The sequence below is a fragment of the Pseudomonas sp. SST3 genome, from assembly GCF_003325755.1.
The window spans coordinates 271,421-289,151 of the sequence record NZ_QORI02000003.1 but is presented as its reverse complement, the minus strand read 5'-3'; the positions used below and the strand labels follow the sequence as shown (position 1 = coordinate 289,151).

The window sequence follows — 17,731 nt, the reverse complement described above, 5'->3', positions numbered from 1 at the left end:
GCGTGACTGATGCTGGATATCAAAGCGCTACTATCGGGCCGCACGCGCTCTGCTTGCCAGGGCCAACCGTTCTTTTGGGTTCAAGCAAAATGCCGTCAGTACTTGATCGTCTGCTGAATCGCCTGGCCTCTCTGTTGCCCGGTGAGTTCGACCGGAACGACCTGAAGCAATTGGTCGATCCACAGGGGCATTCGTTTCTGTTGAGCCAATGCCGAGCGACGCTGATCCTCCGCCGGGCTCGAGCGGTCGCCCTGCTGTTCGTGGTGCTGATTCCCGCGTGGAGTCTCATTGACCTCGTGGCGTTCACCTACCCGCTATGGATCGGTCTTGCGACTTTCAGACTGGTGGCATGCGCCGGGTTAGTCTGTCTGCTGCTGTTTTGCCGGCCGAACGGTACGCTGTTCGATGCTTACCGAGCAATCGCTGCCCTGTTTGTCATTCCGGCGGTTTTTCATTTCGCCTCTCAAATGCTGCTCACGGCCTATCCGCACACCGAGATCGCCGCAGTGCTCGCCAGCGGGTACGCCGTTCTGCCTGTTGTGGTGATGGCTGGGCTTGCGCTCTTCCCATTGACGCTATTGGAGAGCTTGGTCGTGGCCTTGGCCGTGCTCGTGGCCCAGGCGCTCGTCGGGTACGTCAGTTGGGAAACGCTGAGCTGGCCCGACTTCATTGGCAATGCCTGGCTGCTGTTGCTTGTCGCTGCGGTGGCTGCGCTGGCGGGCATGAGCCAGCTTGCTTTCACCTTCACGTTGGTGCGCCAGACGATCCGAGATCCGCTCACCGGGGTGTTCTCCCGCGGCAGTGGCCAGGAGATCCTGCAATTGCAGTGGAATGTCGCACGGCGCAACGACACGGGGTTGGCGCTGGCGTTCATCGACCTGGATCATTTCAGTTCGATCAACGATACCTGGGACCACGAGGCGGGGAACCAAGTGATGTGCGAGTGCACACGGAACATGCTTGCCAGCCTGCGGAGCTCGGACAGTGTGTTGCGCTGGGGTGGAAACGCGTTTGTGGTGGTCATGCCCGACACGGATATGGAACAGGCCAGACGGGCTATGGAACGCCTGGTGCAGCGCGGCCTGGCGCGGAGACCGGATGGTCAACCGTTAACGGCGAGCATCGGTCTGGCCGAGCGCTGCTTCGATTTCGCCGAGAGCCATCTCGGATTGCTCGAAGCAGCCTGCGCCCGCATGCGGAGGGCAAAGGCGGAGGGCCGCAACCGACTCAGTTTCGGGGCCGACGCCGAAGACGAGGGTATCGCCTGAACGCCACCAATCGAAGCTGCGGCTGGGTGCAATAGTCGACCCCGAAGCCCGTAAACAATGCAGCGCCCGGCTTCAGCCGGGCACGCTGTGTATCAGACGGTTTCCGTCAAGGCTGCGGCTCGCTGGAAATCGTTGTCGAGGAAAGTTTCCAACGAATCGTCGAGAATCTCCAGCCAGGGCGCGGGCAAGGGAGGCGCCATCGTACCGGTCAGTGTTGAGGCGTAGCTCTGGTTGCGGTAACCCATGATGTCCGCTTTCTTGTGCTGCTTCCATTGCTTGAACAGCTCGCCCTGTTGCTCGACGCCAAACTCTGGATAGTCCGTCTGGTCCATCAGGTCGCGTATATAGGCGGCCTGAAAGTCGATTTCCTCGCCAGCGGTCTTCAGGGCTTCTTCGCGGTCACGCCAGTGCCCGATGTCTGCCTGCATGGCGGCAGCATCCGGGAGCGGAATGCGTCCGAGCATCACATCGCGCGCGTACCAGGCCTGTGCATCGAACATGTTGAAAGTGAAGTACTGGTCCTGCATGCCCAGGTAGATCAGGCGCGGATTGGCTTCCCAGAAAACGCCTTTGTAGATGCCCAGCGGATACAGCCGGTTGTTCGTCTGCAGGCGCAGCTCATCCGGTAGGAACGGGAAATGATGCTGATAGCCGGTGCAGAGAATGATCGCGTCGACCGGCTTGCTGATGCCATCCTGGAAATGCGCGACGTTACCTTCGAGGCGTTCGAGCATTGGCACTTCATTGAAACCCGTCGGCCAATCGTAGCCCATGGGATTGGATCGATAGCTGACCGTTACTGACTTGGCGCCGTACTTGTAGCACTGCGTGCCGATATCCTCTGCCGAGTAGCTGCTGCCGACCAGCAGCAGATCCTTACCTTTGAATTCCAGCGCATCGCGGAAATCATGGGCATGCAGCACACGGCCCGGAAAGCGCTCCAGACCGGGGAAGTAGGGTGTGTTGGGCGTGGAAAAATGGCCGGTTGCGACCACCACGAAATCGAATTCTTCGGTTTTTAGCTGGCCGGCTTTGTAATCCATCACGGTGACGCAGAAGGTCTGCGATTGTTCATCGAAGCTGACCCAGTGTGCCGGCGATTCGAAGCGGATGTACTGGCGCAGATTGTCCTTGTCGACCCGGCCGATGATGTAATTCTTCAGAACTTCGCGCGGTGGGTAGGAGGGGATGGCACGGCCGAAGTGCTCTTCGAACGAATAGTCGGCGAACTCAAGGCATTCTTTCGGTCCGTTGGACCAGAGGTAGCGATACATGCTGCCGTGAACCGGTTCGCCGTTCTTGTCGAGGCCGGTTCGCCAAGTGTAGTTCCACATCCCGCCGAGGTCGTTCTGCTTTTCGAAACAGACAATTTCAGGCATATCTTCAAGGCCGGCGAGGCGGGCAGATTCAAAAGCGCGAAGCTGGGCGAGGCCGCTTGGGCCGGCCCCTAATATTGCGATTCTCAGGGTCAAACCATGCTCCTTTCACATCGGTAATCCTTTCAACCTTAGCGTGACGAGCGTTTGGCTCAAAATCGCGTAGCCCGAATTAACCTGCAAATCGCGGCCAAACGTACGCTGATTCCAACTTTTAGAAGCTTCTCGGAATCCTCGGTATTGACGGCGCTGTGGGAGCTACAGGCTCATCGGACGGCTTCGCATCATTTTGTAACGAAATTATGCTGCGACAGCATCTGCCAGTAGTCAGTGACCGTTCACGCCAAACACATGCTTGAGATACGCCACGAACGCCTCGTCGCGACACATGGTCTTGCCCGATGAGTCGGAAATCTTCGCCACCGGTTGGCCGTTGCAACTGGTCATCTTGATCACCATATTGGTCGGCTCGACGCCCGGTATATCGCAGGTGAGCTGCGTGCCGATGCCGAAACTGGTGTTGCTGCGCCCGGCTAGGGCACGGTAGATGCTGAGTGCTTTGGGGAAATCGAGTCCATCGGAAAACACCAGCTGCCGCGTCATCGGATCGATGCCGAGGCGGCGGTAGTGAACAATGGCTTTTTCTGCCCATTCGATCGGGTCGCCGGAGTCGTGACGAAGTCCGTCGAAGAGTTTCGCCAGATATAGATCGAAGTCGGCGGTAAAGGCATCCATCGTGATGCAATCGGTGATGGCGATACCCAGGGCGCCGCGGTATTCGCGGGCCCAGCAATCCAGCGCCGCGCTCTGGCTGTCGATCAGCCGGGGGCCCAGTTGCTGATGCGCCATGATCCATTCATGGGCCATGGTACCCATGGGCTTCAGGTTCAACGTTCGGGCGAGGTGAACATTGCTGGTGCCGACGAAATTCCCCGGGAATCCACCTTTCAGCCGCTCGACGACCAGCCTTTGTACTGCAAAGGAGAAGCGTCGGCGGGTTCCGAAGTCGGCAAGATTGAATTCCGCCAGCTCTTCATCGGTGGCTTCGTCGCGCAGCCATTGCAGTTTGTCCTCGAGGCGTGCCTCGGCTTGTTCAAGAGTCACGTCCGGGTAGCGGGCTCGATTACGTACCTCGCTGATGATTGCCAGCAACGGGACCTCAAAGAGGATCACATGGAGCCATGGGCCGCGCAGATAAACCACCAGCTCGCCGGCTTCGAGCTCGACCCGTACGTAGCGCAAATCGAAGCGAAAAAGTCCCAGGAAGCGGATGAAATCCGGCTGCATATAGGGAATGCCATCGAGAAAGGCGAGCTCGTCCTGATTGATGCGCAGCTCGGCTAGCGCCTCGATCTGCCTGCGTATCTCGTCGAGATAGGGCGCCAGGTCTTCCCCGGAACGGCTGCGAAAGGCCCACTCGACCTCGGCGTTGGGGTAGTGATGCAGCACGGCTTGCATCATCGTCAGCTTGTAGTAGTCAGTATCCAGCAGGCTTTGGATGATCTGGTCGGAAAAGATGCTGACGTTCATTGGCTGCTCCTGACGGCTGGAGGGGCGGTATCAAGCTCCGCCGATACCTTCGATCACCTTACCGGTGCCACCGCAGTTTTGGCATTCACCAGCGTCGCTACGCCCGCTGCCATTGCATACCGGGCAGATGTTTTCACCAGTGCCGGGCGTTCCTGGAACTGCCTCATCGCCAGGGTTGATTATGGATGTTTCCTTATCGAGTTTGTCCATCTTGGTAGTCTCCCGAAAATGTTAAACGTCCTGCCGTTTCTATGGATGGCTATATAAATAAGTTTCAAGTTGACTAGCGCCGAGGCGTGTCGGTTTATTGTCGCAGGAAAACTGTCTGTGGAACTTATCCATATTGCGCTGGAAAAGAACAAAACAAAAAAGGGCAAAGGTTTTAGCCTTTGCCCTTTTTGTGCCGATAATCATCAGCTGTTGCTGTTACGCCCACCGCCGTGGCTGTTTTGACCGCCTTTACGGCCTGCTTCCGAGGCCTTTTCACGGTCATTGGCGAAGTTGCCGCCGCTGTTGTGGCCGCCCTTCTTGCCTGCTTCAGACGCCTTCTCGCGATCATTGGCAAAGTTGCCGGGATTCTTGTTTGCCATGTCTTTTTCTCCTCGATGGATAGAGACGCAATAGGGCTGAACCACAACATCAGCCTTCATGGACTAAGAGCCTGGTTACGTCATAGGAGTTTCTAGCAAAGAACAAGCGGCAGACGAATGGTTCGTGTAATTAATTCAGTTATGGCGTTATGAAACCACAGCGAAACGGCAAAGGTGTCGTCACGGTCTGCGGCCAAAGTTAGGCGCCCTGTGAAGTCACGCGGCCAATATAAGCTGTCGCTGAGCCAAAAGACGCATTACATAGCCGATCTTGAGCGCGGTTGGGCCGAGAATCACCAGCGCGTGGCAGGCGACCACCATGCCCAGGGCCAGGTGCTGGTCGAAAAAATAGGCGCCAGCGACGCCGAACAATAGCAATGCCAGACCGATCGCCATTGAGAGGTTGGCGATGATGAGCAGGCGATGTGCATCGAAGGGTTGCAAGGTCATTGGTATTTCCCTCGTGACGATGGTCTGGATACGGGCCGGCGATCGCAGGCCCGTCCGGGTTCACTCCAGCGCGGAGGCCGGGCCGAAGAATTCGTAGCGTGCCTGATGCTCCGGGACCCCAAGCGCAAGCAGCTGTCGCCGAATCGCCGCCATGAAAGGTTTGGGGCCGAGGAAATAGGCATCCAGGTCGCGATCAGCCGGAAGCCAGCTACTCAGCCGTTCTTCGGTCATCAGGCCGATGGCATCAGGTTGGAGCTCATCTCCCTCATGTTCGTCATAGCAGTAGAAGCGCTTGAGCTGACCGTGCCGCTCGGCTAGCGCGTCGATCGTGCGGCGGAATGCATGGGCATCGGCGTTACGCGCGCAGTGGATGAAGTGGATCGGTCGATCCGTCGTGACTGCTTCCTCCAGCATCGCCAGGGTGGGTGTGATGCCGACACCACCACTGATGAGCACCAGCGGCTTGTCGCTGGGCTGAAGCGTGAAGTCCCCGGCGGGCGCGAACAGTTCGAGGCGCTGGCCTTCTTCCATGCGATGCAGAGCGTTAGAAGCCACGCCGCCTGGTTCGCGCTTGACGCTGATGCGGTAGCTACGACCGTTACTGGCTGAGGAGAGCGAATAGTTGCGGCGGATCTCCTGACCGTCGATAAGCAGGCGTAGGCCGATGTATTGGCCGGGCTTGTGCGCGATAACAGCACCGCCGTCTTCCGGCTCCAGATAGAAGGAGGCGATCTCTGCACTCTCGGCCACCTTACCGACGATTCGGAACGCGCGGACGCCGCGCCAGCCGCCGGGAGCATCCGCCGTGGCGCTGTACAAGGATTCCTCGCTGCCGATGAGAATGTCCGCCAGCTGCCCATAGGCGGCGGCCCAGGCATCTATCACTGCATCGGTGGCGATCTCTTCGCCGAGCACTTCGCGAATCGCCCGCAGCAGGCAGGAGCCAACGATGGGGTAATGCTCCGGCAAGACCTGCAGCGCTACATGCTTGTTAATGATCTGCGATACCAAGCCGCCGAGCTGGTCCAGGCGATCAATGTGCTTGGCATACATCAATACGCCGTTGGCCAGTGCTCGGGGCTGCTCACCGCTCGCCTGGTGAGCCTGGTTGAAAAGTGGGCGCACTTCGGGGTGCTCGGCCAGCATCAGTTTGTAGAAGTGGTTGGTGAGTGCTTCACCACCGGTTTCCAGGAGTGGAACGGTGGCTTTGATCAGGGCACGTTGTTCAGCGCAAAGCATCGATAGGCTCCAAATAATTTGGGAGACCCGTCTCTAGGGTGATACGCCTCAAGCGCAGCACGGGACGGGTTGCTCTATCCCTATCAATATCCGTTCCAGCCCTGGAATTGACCGGAATCAAGGGCGTGGATTCGTGCGCGGGTGATTTAAACCCTGTTTTTTGGTGGTTATTTATACCCGTTAGGGTTGTCAGTACCGCTTGGCCGGCGGTAGCGGCACGAGCCGTCATCGAACCGCTACGCGTGCACGCGTTCTATAGCTTTAACTATCGATGACCAAAGGAGGTTGCAGCATGGAGAACTACCACATCACGCACGAAGATGATCGTTGGGTACTGCGTGAAGAGGGAGACAAGCGGGCGCTGCTTGAAGCCACAACCAAGGACGACATCATCAACGAGACCCGGGACTACATGAAGCTGCGTACGGCCTCGGTGAAAATCCACACCCTCGACGGCCAGATCGAAGAAGAGCGGACTTACCCGCGCGATCAGGACCCGCGCGCGACCAAGGGCTAGATTCAGACGAGCCGGGTTTCGGGCTGGCGCCGATCCCGTTGCGTCGCGAGGGCCACAACCCAGCAGGCCAGGATAAACGGCATGGTCAGCGGCGGGAGGCTCAGCTGGTCGAAGGCCAGTTTGAAACCGATGGCCAGCGCGATTCCTAGTGTGGGTATCAATGCAGAGCGGTGTATCTGGCTCAGCGCCAGCGCCGCTAGCGCCGGGTTGTAGCCCGCCAGCCCCGCCAGCGCCTGTTGCTCCGTTGCACCCGCCAGCAGGGCGCTATACACGCCGACGGCCGATCCGCAGAGCGCCCATAGTGCAGCGCGCCTGTCGGCAACCAGCAACGCCAGCAGCAGGCAGAGGCCCGCAGCGGGTTCCCCGAGAAATATCACCTGACCCACGCCGCTCGCCATGGCGCCGAGGGCACCCCAGCCGTCCACCTCGAATTCGACCAGTCGAGCTTCGGCGACCGATTCGAGCATCCCTGCCAAGGCCAGCGCCAACCAGCCGAACAGCACGAAGGCGAGGGTCAACACGGCCGGCCCACCGCGCTCGCGCATGAGCCGCAAGAGACGTCTTTGCAGCGGACTTGAGAGCGCCCCGGCCAGCATTACCAGTATCAGCGCCAGCGCCGACGATCCCAACACGAGCGTAATCAGCAACCCCAGCAGCGCGGGGTTGTATCCGTACAGGCCGAGTTCGATATCGTCACGTGCATAGCCCAGGCACCAGGCGGCGAGGGTTCCGCTGAGCAGGCCGAGCAAGGTGCCGGCTAGTAGCGAAGGTGCATACAGGGCGATCGTCACGAGTATCAGCGCCCCGCAGACAGGGTTTGCCTGCAGGAATATCTGGCTGACACCGTTGAGTACCGCATGCGATGCATGCGGCAGGTAAGCACGGCGCATTGTCAGGAGTCTTGGTTGAACGGTAGGTGAGACCGGTGGGTTCCCGCCTGCATGCACGAAAGCGAGCAGGCGGAAGGCATCGGATGCTAGTTGAGTGTCTCTATCCGCAGTGAATTGGTCGTTCCCGGTTGCCCCAGCGGCACGCCCGCTGTGATCAGCACCGTGTCGCCCGTGCCGGCCATGCCCTGGGCACGAGCCAGTTCCAGTGCGTTCAGGCATACGTGTTCCATGTCGTGCATCGGCGCATCAATCATCGAATACACGCCCCAGGCGACAGTCAACTTGCGCGCCGTCGCCAGGTTCGGCGTCAGGCTCAGAATCGGTGTGCTCGGTCGCTCGCGCGAGGCGCGCAGGCTGGAGCGTCCGGATTCGGTGTAGTTGACCAGCACCGCGACGGGCAGGATGCCACAAATTCGCCGGATCGCGCAGCTGATGGCGTCAGGCAGAGTGGCTTCGGCGTTGGGCCGGTGTACATCCAGCTGAGCCTGGAAGTCGGGGCCGCTCTCCACTTGGCGGATGATCTTGCTCATCATGCTCACGGCTTCCAGCGGATAGTCACCCGACGCGGTTTCCGCCGACAGCATGACCGCATCGGCCCCTTCGGCCACGGCGTTGGCGACGTCGGTGACCTCGGCGCGTGTTGGGGCAGGGGAGAAGCGCATCGATTCAAGCATCTGCGTCGCCACGACCACAGGACGCCCGAGCTGGCGGCAGGTGCGGACGATATTCTTCTGGATGCGCGGCACGTTTTCGGCCGGCACTTCGACGCCCAGGTCACCGCGCGCCACCATGATGGCGTCGCTCAGCCGGGCGATTTCCCGCAAATGCTGCACGGCCGAGGGCTTTTCGATCTTGGCCATCAAAAAGGCGCGGTTGCCGATCAGCTCGCGTGCTTCATGAATGTCTTCCGGTCGCTGAACGAACGACAGCGCTACCCAGTCGACGCCCAGTTCGAGCCCAAACGCCAGGTCACGGCGATCCTTGTCGGTCAGCGGACTGAGCTCCAGCACCGCTTCGGGCACGTTGACACCTTTACGGTCGGACAGCTCGCCGCCGGCTACCACGCGCGTGTCGATGGCATCGGCATGCTTGGCGATGACGGTCAGGCGTAGCCGCCCGTCATCCACCAGCAGGCTCATGCCCGGCTGCAGCGCATCGATGATCTCAGGATGCGGCAGGTTGACCCGCGTGCTGTCGCCCGGCGTCGGGTCGAGGTCGAGCCGCAGGGTTTGGCCGCGGGCCAGATTCACCTTGCCTTCGGCAAAACGACCTACGCGCAACTTAGGACCCTGCAAGTCCATGAGAATACCGATCGGTTGATTGAGCTGGCGCTCGACCTCACGGATCCAGGTGAAGCGTTCGGCGTGGTCGGCGTGCTCGCCGTGGCTGAAGTTGAGGCGGAACAGGTTGACGCCATTCTCTACCAGCTCGCGAACATCATCGATGCTGCGAGTAGCCGGTCCGAGGGTGGCGAGGATCTTGACCTTCTTGTCGGGTGTCATGGCAGGCTCTATCGGCAGTTGTTGTTAGGAAACGCGCCTAGCAGCGCTGGAGGCAGGCTCGTGTAGCAGTTCGCGCGTGCCGTCCCTTAGCGGGGCGACGGCAGGATCAGGATGGCGCGGAAGTCGTTGACGTTGGTGCGTGTCGGGCCGGTCATCAGCAGGGCTTCGAGCGCTTCGAAATAACCGTAGCCATTGTTGTTGGCTAACTCGTCGGCGGCTTTCAGGCCGACGGCTTCGGCGCGGGCCAGGCTATCCGGTGTCATCAGCGCGCCGGCGTTGTCTTCCGAGCCGTCGATGCCATCGGTGTCGCCCGCCAGCGCATAGACGTTGGGCAAACCTTGCAAGTTTTCCGTGAGGCTCAGTAGAAACTCGGCATTGCGACCACCACGGCCATTTCCGCGCACCGTCACCGTGGTCTCGCCGCCGGAAAGAATCACGCAAGGCGGAGTGAGCGGCTGGCCATGCAGCACCACCTGGCGCGCGATGCCACCGTGGACTTTGGCCACCTCACGTGCTTCACCTTCCAGATCGCCGAGGATCAACGGCGTAATGCCGGCAGCACGGGCCTTTTCCGCCGCCGCATCGAGGGACTGCTGCGGCTTGGCGATCAGCTGGAAATGGCTGCGTGACAGGCAGGGATCGTCCGCCTTTACCGTCTCCGAGCGGGGATCTTCCAGCCAGGCGCGGACGTTCTGCGGAATCTCGATGTTGTAGCGTGCAAGGATCGCCAGCGCTTCGGCTGAAGTCGTTGGGTCCGCCACGGTCGGGCCGGAGGCGATCACCGTCGCTTCGTCGCCGGGCACGTCAGAAATCGCGTAGGTGTACACGCTCGCCGGCCAGCAGGCCTTGGCCAGACGACCGCCTTTGATCGCCGAGAGGTGCTTGCGTACGCAGTTCATTTCGCCGATATGCGCGCCGGAGCGCAGCAGCGCCTTGTTGATCGCCTGCTTGTCGGCAAGGCTGATGCCTTCGGCCGGCAGCGCCAGCAGCGAGGAGCCGCCGCCGGAGAGCAGGAAGATCACCCGGTCGCTTTCTTCGAGGTTACTGACCATCTCCAGGACCCGGCGGGCGACGCGTTCGCCGGCGTCGTCCGGCACTGGATGCGCGGCTTCCACCACCTCGATCTTGCGGCAGTCGGCGCCGTGACCGTAACGCGTGACCACCAGGCCGGAAATCTCGCCTTCCCAGGCGGCTTCGATGGCCTCGGCCATGGCCGCTGCAGCTTTGCCAGCGCCGATGACGATGGCGCGGCCGCTGCGGTCGGCGGGCAGATGGTCTGCCAGCACCTGGCGCGGATGGGCGGCATCGATAGCGGCGGAGAACAGCTCGCGCAGAAAGGCTTGCGGGTCGAGGCTCATGTACTGCTCCTTCTAGTAGGTCTGGAGCCGATTCCAGACCTTAAGGCTCGGCAATGCAAGCGCTAAGGTCTGGAATCGACCGCCCGGCAGTCGGGCCGTGACTCCTTCTGCCGAGCGGATCGAAAGGGTGCCACCCGAGGGCGGCGGTTGAGCTGCGCTGTTCGCAGGGCCAAGGCTGCGGAAATGCCGCAAGCCCTGGCTGTCGCGCACATGCGGTCCAACCCTCTGAGCGTTGTTGGCGCCAAGCGTTGCGGTGTGCCACCACCCGATTCTGTCTGGTCCCGTGAAGGTGGCTACCGCAGGCTCGGCTCAACTGGCTCGAAGCTTTTTACTTTTTGCGGATCGAGAAATTGGACATGTGCTCCAGGCCCTTGATCAGCGCAGAGTGGTCCCAGCCGCTGCCGCCGATGGATGCGCAAGTGCTGAACACCTGTTGCGCGTTGGCGGTGTTGGGCAGGTTCAGGCCCAGTTCACGCGCACCGGCCAGAGCCAGGTTGAGGTCCTTCTGGTGCAGATTGATGCGGAAGCCCGGATCGAAGGTGCCCTTGATCATGCGCTCGCCGTGTACTTCGAGGATCTTCGAGCCGGCGAAGCCGCCCATCAGCGCCTCACGCACCTTGGCCGGGTCGGCGCCGTTCTTGGCGGCGAACAGCAGGGCTTCGGCAACCGCCTGGATGTTCAGCGCGACGATGATCTGGTTGGCCACCTTGGCGGTCTGGCCGTCACCGTTGCCGCCGACACGGGTGATGTTCTTACCCATGGCTTCGAACAGCGGCAGGGCGCGGGCGAAGCTTTCTTCGCTGCCGCCGACCATGATCGACAGGCTGCCGGCCTTGGCGCCGACTTCACCACCGGACACCGGGGCGTCGAGGTACTGCGCGCCGGTGGCGTTGATCTTCTCGGCGAACTGCTTGGTGGCGGTGGGGGAGATCGAGCTCATGTCGATCACCACCTTGTTCGGGCCAGCGCCTTCGGCGACTCCGTTCTCGCGGAACAGCACATCTTCGACCTGAGGGGTGTCCGGCACCATGACGATGATGAACTCAGCCTCTTGCGCGACTTCCTTAGGGTTGGACAGGGCGACGGCGCCAGCCTCGACCAGCACCGCAGGTGCCTTGTCGTGATGCTCGGAGAGGAAAAGTTCGTGACCGGCTTTCTGCAGGTTCTGAGCCATGGGCAGGCCCATGATGCCGGTACCGATAAATCCGATTTTAGCCATGAGAATTCTCCTTCTATCTATTCAGTCGTTCGCTTAGATCGCGTTGTGCGTCTTCAGCCAGCCCAGGCCGGCTTCGGTGGTAGTGGCCGGCTTGTATTCGCAGCCAACCCAGCCCTGATAGCCAATGCGGTCCAGGTGCGCGAACAGGAAGCGGTAGTTGATTTCGCCGGTGCCCGGTTCGTTACGACCAGGATTGTCAGCCAGCTGCACATGGTTGATCGCGGCCAGGTTGGTTTCGATGGTCCGCGCGAGGTCTCCTTCCATGATCTGCATGTGGTAGACGTCGTACTGCAGGAACAGGTTGGCGCTGCCGACCTTGGCGCGGATTTCCAACGCCTGCGAGGTGTTGTTGAGGAAGAAGCGGGGGATGTCGCGAGTGTTGATCATCTCCATCACCAGGCGGATGCCCTCGGCTTCGAGTTTCTGTGCCGCATAGCGCAGGTTCTCGATGAAGGTCATCTCCAGCTTGCCGAGGTCTGCGCCTTTGGGGGCGATACCGGCAAGGCAGTTCACCTGCGTGTTGCCCAGCACCTTGGCGTAGGCGATAGCCTGGTCGACACCGGTGCGGAATTCCTCTACCCGCTCCGGATCGCAGGCGATGCCGCGGTCGCCGTTGGCCCAGTCACCGGCCGGCAGGTTGAACAGCACCTGGGTCAGGCCGTTGGCGTCCAGCCGTGCCTTGATCTCCTCGGCTGGATAGTCGTAAGGGAACAGGTACTCGACACCGCTGAAGCCGGCTTCGGCAGCAGCGGCGAAGCGGTCGAGGAAGTCCATCTCGGTGAACAGCATGGACAGGTTGGCGGCAAAACGGGGCATAAGAACTCCTTGCGATCTGTACGGATCATTCCGGTGTTGCGTTGCGGTGGTGCGATGACCACCCTCGGTGCTGCATGCGGTGGATGTGCTTCGCGATATCCTCCCTACGGGTCGGGGTGTTCCTGCCCGTAGGGTGAAAGACCGCGAAGCGTCTTCCACGCGTTTGGTTACGGTTGAATCAATCCAACAACGCGATTGCAGTCGGTGCGTCTTCGCGGCCTTCGGCCAGCGCCTCGAACTCGTTGATGGCGTCGATCTCGGTGCCCATGGCGATGTTGGTCACACGCTCGAGGATCACTTCAATCACGACCGGTACCTGGAACTCAGCCATCCAGGCCTGGGCCTGTTCGATGGCCGGGCGCAGGTCTTCCTGCTTGAACACGCGGATCGCCTTGCAGCCCAGACCTTCGACCACGGCGACGTGGTCGACGCCGTAACCTTCCATGCCTTGCTGCTCGGCATTGATGTTTTCGAAGCCCAGCTGTACGCAGTAATCCATCTCGAAGCCGCGCTGCGCCTGGCGAATCAGGCCCAGGTAGGCGTTGTTCACCAGCACGTGGATGTAGGGCAGCTTGAACTGCGCACCCACCGCCAGTTCCTCGATCATGAACTGGAAGTCGTAGTCACCCGAGAGTGCCACCACCTTGCGCGACGGGTCTGCCGCGACTACACCCAGCGCTGCCGGAATGGTCCAGCCGAGCGGGCCGGCCTGGCCACAGTTGATCCAGTGGCGCGGCTTGTAGACGTGCAGGAACTGCGCGGCGGCGATCTGCGACAGGCCGATGGTGCTGACGTAGCAGGCGTCCTTGCCGAACGCATTGTTCATGCACTGGTACACGCGCTGCGGCTTCATCGGCACGCTGTCGAAGTGAGTCTTGCGCAGCATGGTGCGCTTGCGCTCCTGGCAGTCGGCAGCCCAGGCGTTGCGATCCGGCAGCTTGCCCGCGGCCTTGCGTTCCTTGGCGACTTCGACGAACAGCTTCAGCGCGGCGCCCGCATCGGAAGTGATGCCGAAGTCCGGCGAGAACACCCGGCCAATCTGAGTCGGTTCGATGTCGACGTGTACGAATTTGCGGTCCTTGGTGTAGACGTCGACCGAGCCGGTATGACGGTTAGCCCAACGGTTGCCGATGCCGAGCACGAAGTCCGAGGCCAGCATGTTGGCGTTGCCGTAGCGATGGCTGGTCTGCAAGCCGCACATGCCGGCCATCAACGGGTGATCATCCGGGATCGAGCCCCAGCCCATCAGGGTCGGGATCACCGGCACGCCGACGGTCTCGGCGAACTCCACCAGCAACTCTTCTGCACCGGCGTTGTAGATACCGCCACCGGCGACGATCAGCGGGCGCTCGGCAGCGCAAAGCATGTCGATGGCTTTCTCGACCTGCTTACGAGTGGCTGCCGGCTTGTAGACCGAAAGTGGCTCATAGGTCTCGATATCGAATTCGATCTCGGCCATCTGTACGTCGAACGGCAGGTCGATCAGCACCGGGCCGGGGCGACCCGAGCGCATCACGTGGAAAGCCTGCTGGAACACGCGCGGCACCAGCGCCGGCTCGCGTACGGTCACGGCCCACTTGGTGACCGGCTTGGCGATGGACTCGATGTCCACGGCCTGGAAGTCTTCTTTGTACAACCGTGCGCGCGGCGCCTGGCCGGTAATGCAGAGGATTGGAATCGAATCGGCCCAGGCGGAGTAGAGCCCGGTGATCATGTCCGTGCCGGCGGGGCCGGAAGTGCCGATGCAGACGCCGATGTTGCCGGCCTTGGTGCGGGTATAGCCCTCGGCCATGTGCGAGGCGCCCTCGACGTGGCGGGCGAGGATATGGCGGATACCGCCATCTGCGCGCAGGGCGGAATACAGCGGGTTGATCGCGGCACCGGGGATGCCGAAGGCTGTGTCGATGCCTTCTTTGCGCAACACCGCTACCGCGGCATCGATTGCTCTCATTCGGGCCATGGATCGTTCCTCCTGGGTAACTCGATAGTTTTTATACGTGGCCCAAGCATGAAGCCCTGGAAGAAATGGGGGAATTGGCCGAAACTTCAGTTCTGTCGATATCAGGAGTATCGAATGGATCGCTACACCACACTGCACAGCTTTGTTTTGGTAGCCGAGAGCGGCAGCTTTGCCGCCGCTGCGCTGAAGGAGGGCGTGACGCCCGTTGTCATGGGACGCCGACTCGATGCGCTGGAGCGGCACCTGGGCGTCAAGCTGATGCATCGCTCCACGCGGGGGCTGGCATTGACCGATCTGGGCGAGCAATACCTGGAACGCGCGCGCGGCCTGCTCAAGGACTTCGATGAGGTGGACGCCAGCATCAGCCACGACCGCACTTCGGTGCGCGGGCACCTAGTGGTTTCGGCCCCGGCTGCGTTCGGGCGGCGGCATATCGGGCCGCATGCGCCGACGTTTCAAGCACGCTATCCGGACCTACAGCTGTCGTTCAATTTCACTGACAGCGTGGTCGATCTGGTGCGTCACGGTTACGACATGGGCATTCGCATCGGCGAGGTGACCGACCCCAACTATGTCGCGATCAAGCTGTTTCCCAACCGTCGTGTGGTGTGCGGCGCGCCGGATTATTTCGAGCGCCAGGGCGTGCCGCGCATTCTTGAAGACCTGACACGCCACAACTGTCTGGCATTCAACCTTCAGGGTGGACAGCAGCGCGGTTGGACCTTTCTGCGCGACGGTCGGCAGGTGGCAATCCGCGTGAATGGCAACCTGGACTGCAATGACGGTGAATTGCTGTTCGACTGGGTCAAGCAGGGGCTCGGCATTGGCTGGCGTTCGACCTGGGAAATCCAGGCCGAACTCAAGCGCGGCGAGCTGGTGACCGTGTTGGACGAGTATGCGCTGCCGGCCTATGACATCCAGGCGGTCTATCCGCAGCAGCGCTATCTACCGGCCAAGGTGCGTTTCTTCATTGATTATCTGAAGAGCATCTACAACGCACCGGGCTATTGGGAAGCGCGCTGAGCCGAGCTTCGCCGAGGGTCAGGACAGGTGGCGCCCGGTTCGAGTACATCGCCTGAGTCGCCACCTGGCTATCTATTTAGCCTGCTGGGTGGGAGCGTCCCCACAGGTGGTGCAGGACGCCTGTGGGAGCGGTCTTGACCGCGAATGCCTCCGAGCACGTCGAACCACGCCGGTCGCGGGTGAGTCACAACTAGGGATATCTATCGGAGCGAGGCTACCTGTGGACGCCCTGAAAATCGCCACCTTCAACATCAACGGTATCCGCGCACGCCTGCCCAACCTGCTCGAATGGCTGGCGCGAGAGCAGCCTGACGTGGTCTGCCTGCAGGAACTCAAGGCGCAGGATTCAGACTTCCCCATCGACGACATTCGCGCTGCCGGTTACGGAGCGATCTGGCACGGGCAGAAGTCCTGGAATGGTGTGGCGATTCTGTCGCGCGGTGACGATCCGCTGGAGATCCGCCGAGGCTTGCCTGGCGATCCGGACGACAGCCACAGCCGTTACCTGGAAGCCGCGGCGCATGGCATCATCGTTGCGTGTCTCTACCTGCCCAATGGCAATCCGCAGCCGGGGCCGAAATTCGAATACAAGCTGGCCTGGTTCGAGCGCTTGATCGAGCATGCGGCGGGGCTGTTCAATAATGGTCACCCGGTGGTGCTGGCAGGCGATTACAACGTGGTCCCCACCGACGAAGATATTTACAACCCGCGCTCCTGGACGAAAGACGCGCTGCTCCAACCGGAGAGCCGTGAATGCTATCAACGCCTTCTGAACCAGGGCTGGACCGATGCGCTACGTGCCAGATACCCGGACGAGCGCATCTACACCTTCTGGGATTACTTCCGTCAGCACTGGCAGAAGAATTCCGGCCTGCGTATCGATCATTTGCTGCTCAGTGCCGATCTCGCGCCACGTTTGCTTGATGCCGGGGTGGATCGCTGGGTAAGGGATCAGGACCGCGCCAGCGACCATGCGCCAACCTGGATCATCTTGAAAACAGGCGGGGCCGAACCGCAGAAGGCGCCACAAAAGCGCCGATCGTCGTCCGCATCGGATTAGCCTCTGGAATGAGCGCTAGGCTCAAGGCTTGGCCATGCAAAGAGCGCGTGAGGCGATCACAGCCCACGTCCTTCCGCTGAAAAAGCGAACGGGGTACTCCATGACGAATCGGGATGCTGATCGGGTTGGCGGGAGTGAATCCTTCCTGGCAGTAGCGACATGCATGCCGGCCGATATCCCCCTCTGCGAGATGCTGACCGAGGCCTTGCACGCGGTTCGCCGCCACCTGCGGATGGACGTCGCCTTCATTGGCGAGTTTCGGGAAGGGCGACGGGTGTTTCGCCAGATCGAAGGGCAGCATCCATCGATATCGCTCGTGGTTGGCGAGGGTGATCCGCTGGATGACAGCTATTGCCAGCGAATCGTTGACGGCCGTCTGCCGGAACTCATTCGTGATGCCCGCGAGTTCGAGGACGCGCTGGCGTTGCCGGTCACCTCGGCGATCCCGGTAGGCGCGCACATGAGCGTGCCAATTCGCTTCAGCGACGGCTCCCTCTACGGAACCTTCTGTTGCTTCAGTACGCAGCCGGATCACAGCTTGGGCGATGGCGACCTGAGCACCTTGCGCCTGTTTGCCCGCTTTGTCGGCAGGTTGCTCGAACGACAGGCGCTCAGTGAGCAACAGCGCCGTGAAAAGATCGAGCGTATCCGGACGGTCATGGAGCAGCGTAATTTCTGGATGGTCTACCAGCCGATATTCCACCTAGCCAACGACCGGGTTGTCGGCTACGAAGCACTCGCACGGTTTCGTCCCGAGCCCTATCGTTCACCGGACCGCTGGGTCGACGAGGCGGGTGAAGTCGGACTGCGGACGAAGCTGGAACTCTTGCTGCTGGAAGCTGCACTCGAAAGCCTCTCGCAGATACCCAGCGACGCCTACCTGTCGCTGAATGTCTGTCCGGATGCGCTGCTGACGGTTCGGTGGTAGAGCTA

The 17,731-nt window shown here is 61.1% G+C and carries 16 protein-coding genes and 1 pseudogene; 5 read left to right on the top strand and 12 right to left on the bottom strand.

Annotated features, from left to right (window positions below; translation table 11 throughout):
- The first annotated feature begins 89 nt into the window (after positions 1-89).
- Positions 90-1,268 carry a GGDEF domain-containing protein gene (locus DQ405_RS05005; protein ID WP_168423184.1) on the top strand — a complete coding sequence of 393 codons (1,179 nt, stop codon included), beginning with the start codon at positions 90-92 and terminating at the stop codon, positions 1,266-1,268.
- A gap of 92 nt (positions 1,269-1,360) precedes the next feature.
- On the opposite strand, the gene DQ405_RS05000 is transcribed toward DQ405_RS05005, so the two are convergent.
- The 6 genes and pseudogenes from DQ405_RS05000 to hmpA all read right to left on the bottom strand — a co-directional run bounded on the left by DQ405_RS05000 (position 1,361) and on the right by hmpA (position 6,453).
- Positions 1,361-2,740 carry an NAD(P)-binding domain-containing protein gene (locus tag DQ405_RS05000; RefSeq protein ID WP_168423183.1) on the bottom strand — a complete coding sequence of 460 codons (1,380 nt, stop codon included), beginning with the start codon at positions 2,738-2,740 and terminating at the stop codon, positions 1,361-1,363.
- A gap of 231 nt (positions 2,741-2,971) precedes the next feature.
- Positions 2,972-4,174, bottom strand: a complete 1,203-nt coding sequence (gene pncB / locus DQ405_RS04995) for a nicotinate phosphoribosyltransferase (RefSeq protein WP_168423182.1) — start codon at positions 4,172-4,174, stop codon at positions 2,972-2,974.
- A gap of 30 nt (positions 4,175-4,204) precedes the next feature.
- Positions 4,205-4,384, bottom strand: a complete 180-nt coding sequence (locus DQ405_RS04990) for a hypothetical protein (RefSeq protein WP_168423181.1) — start codon at positions 4,382-4,384, stop codon at positions 4,205-4,207.
- A gap of 203 nt (positions 4,385-4,587) precedes the next feature.
- A pseudogene (locus DQ405_RS04985) lies at positions 4,588-4,746 on the bottom strand (general stress protein); the annotation flags it as partial.
- 234 nt (positions 4,747-4,980) lie between these two features.
- Positions 4,981-5,214 carry a hypothetical protein gene (locus DQ405_RS04980; protein ID WP_168423180.1) on the bottom strand — a complete coding sequence of 78 codons (234 nt, stop codon included), beginning with the start codon at positions 5,212-5,214 and terminating at the stop codon, positions 4,981-4,983.
- Between the two features lie 60 nt (positions 5,215-5,274).
- On the bottom strand, positions 5,275-6,453 hold the full coding sequence (hmpA, locus tag DQ405_RS04975; RefSeq protein WP_168423179.1) for an NO-inducible flavohemoprotein: 1,179 nt from the start codon (positions 6,451-6,453) through the stop codon (positions 5,275-5,277).
- Positions 6,454-6,745: 292 nt separating this feature from the next.
- Here hmpA and DQ405_RS04970 point away from each other — a divergent pair, with 292 nt between their 5' ends.
- Positions 6,746-6,970, top strand: coding sequence for a DUF2188 domain-containing protein (locus DQ405_RS04970; RefSeq protein ID WP_168423178.1), 225 nt, complete (start codon positions 6,746-6,748; stop codon positions 6,968-6,970).
- Positions 6,971-6,972: 2 nt separating this feature from the next.
- On the opposite strand, the gene DQ405_RS04965 is transcribed toward DQ405_RS04970, so the two are convergent.
- The 6 genes from DQ405_RS04965 to gcl form a co-directional block, all read right to left on the bottom strand.
- Positions 6,973-7,860, bottom strand: a complete 888-nt coding sequence (locus DQ405_RS04965; RefSeq protein WP_168423177.1) for an urea transporter — start codon at positions 7,858-7,860, stop codon at positions 6,973-6,975.
- Positions 7,861-7,946: 86 nt separating this feature from the next.
- The gene (gene pyk / locus DQ405_RS04960) at positions 7,947-9,362 is read right to left on the bottom strand and encodes a pyruvate kinase (RefSeq protein WP_168423176.1); all 1,416 of its coding nucleotides are present in this window, start codon (positions 9,360-9,362) and stop codon (positions 7,947-7,949) included.
- Positions 9,363-9,448: 86 nt separating this feature from the next.
- Positions 9,449-10,720, bottom strand: a complete 1,272-nt coding sequence (locus DQ405_RS04955; RefSeq protein WP_168423175.1) for a glycerate kinase type-2 family protein — start codon at positions 10,718-10,720, stop codon at positions 9,449-9,451.
- A 328-nt stretch (positions 10,721-11,048) separates the two neighbouring features.
- Entirely contained in the window at positions 11,049-11,939 is an 891-nt protein-coding gene (locus DQ405_RS04950; protein ID WP_168423174.1) for a 2-hydroxy-3-oxopropionate reductase, read from the bottom strand.
- A 33-nt stretch (positions 11,940-11,972) separates the two neighbouring features.
- Positions 11,973-12,755 (bottom strand): hydroxypyruvate isomerase, encoded by a 783-nt coding sequence (gene hyi, locus DQ405_RS04945; protein WP_168423173.1) that lies wholly within the window; start codon positions 12,753-12,755, stop codon positions 11,973-11,975.
- A gap of 178 nt (positions 12,756-12,933) precedes the next feature.
- On the bottom strand, positions 12,934-14,715 hold the full coding sequence (gcl, locus tag DQ405_RS04940; RefSeq protein ID WP_168423172.1) for a glyoxylate carboligase: 1,782 nt from the start codon (positions 14,713-14,715) through the stop codon (positions 12,934-12,936).
- Between the two features lie 114 nt (positions 14,716-14,829).
- Between gcl and DQ405_RS04935 the strand changes: the two genes are divergently transcribed.
- The 3 genes from DQ405_RS04935 to DQ405_RS28075 all read left to right on the top strand — a co-directional run bounded on the left by DQ405_RS04935 (position 14,830) and on the right by DQ405_RS28075 (position 17,726).
- Entirely contained in the window at positions 14,830-15,738 is a 909-nt protein-coding gene (locus tag DQ405_RS04935) for a LysR family transcriptional regulator (RefSeq protein WP_168423171.1), read from the top strand.
- 220 nt (positions 15,739-15,958) lie between these two features.
- A complete protein-coding gene (locus tag DQ405_RS04930) occupies positions 15,959-16,798 on the top strand; it encodes an exodeoxyribonuclease III (RefSeq protein WP_168423170.1) in 840 nt (279 codons plus the stop codon).
- A 100-nt stretch (positions 16,799-16,898) separates the two neighbouring features.
- On the top strand, positions 16,899-17,726 hold the full coding sequence (locus DQ405_RS28075; RefSeq protein ID WP_274597404.1) for an EAL domain-containing protein: 828 nt from the start codon (positions 16,899-16,901) through the stop codon (positions 17,724-17,726).
- Positions 17,727-17,731: the final 5 nt, after the last annotated feature.

Excerpts from the sequence above, each read along its gene's own strand:
- hyi (WP_168423173.1), bottom strand. The coding sequence starts at position 12,755 with ATGCCCCGTTTTGCCGCCAACCTGTCCATGCTGTTCACCGAGATGGAC.
- pyk (WP_168423176.1), bottom strand. The coding sequence starts at position 9,362 with ATGACACCCGACAAGAAGGTCAAGATCCTCGCCACCCTCGGACCGGCT.
- gcl (WP_168423172.1), bottom strand. The coding sequence starts at position 14,715 with ATGGCCCGAATGAGAGCAATCGATGCCGCGGTAGCGGTGTTGCGCAAA.
- DQ405_RS28075 (WP_274597404.1), top strand. The coding sequence starts at position 16,899 with ATGACGAATCGGGATGCTGATCGGGTTGGCGGGAGTGAATCCTTCCTG.
- DQ405_RS04935 (WP_168423171.1), top strand. The coding sequence starts at position 14,830 with ATGGATCGCTACACCACACTGCACAGCTTTGTTTTGGTAGCCGAGAGC.
- pncB (WP_168423182.1), bottom strand. The coding sequence starts at position 4,174 with ATGAACGTCAGCATCTTTTCCGACCAGATCATCCAAAGCCTGCTGGAT.
- DQ405_RS04970 (WP_168423178.1), top strand. The coding sequence starts at position 6,746 with ATGGAGAACTACCACATCACGCACGAAGATGATCGTTGGGTACTGCGT.
- DQ405_RS04990 (WP_168423181.1), bottom strand. The coding sequence starts at position 4,384 with ATGGACAAACTCGATAAGGAAACATCCATAATCAACCCTGGCGATGAG.
- DQ405_RS04955 (WP_168423175.1), bottom strand. The coding sequence starts at position 10,720 with ATGAGCCTCGACCCGCAAGCCTTTCTGCGCGAGCTGTTCTCCGCCGCT.
- DQ405_RS04950 (WP_168423174.1), bottom strand. The coding sequence starts at position 11,939 with ATGGCTAAAATCGGATTTATCGGTACCGGCATCATGGGCCTGCCCATG.
- hmpA (WP_168423179.1), bottom strand. The coding sequence starts at position 6,453 with ATGCTTTGCGCTGAACAACGTGCCCTGATCAAAGCCACCGTTCCACTC.
- DQ405_RS04965 (WP_168423177.1), bottom strand. The coding sequence starts at position 7,860 with ATGCGCCGTGCTTACCTGCCGCATGCATCGCATGCGGTACTCAACGGT.
- DQ405_RS05005 (WP_168423184.1), top strand. The coding sequence starts at position 90 with ATGCCGTCAGTACTTGATCGTCTGCTGAATCGCCTGGCCTCTCTGTTG.
- DQ405_RS04980 (WP_168423180.1), bottom strand. The coding sequence starts at position 5,214 with ATGACCTTGCAACCCTTCGATGCACATCGCCTGCTCATCATCGCCAAC.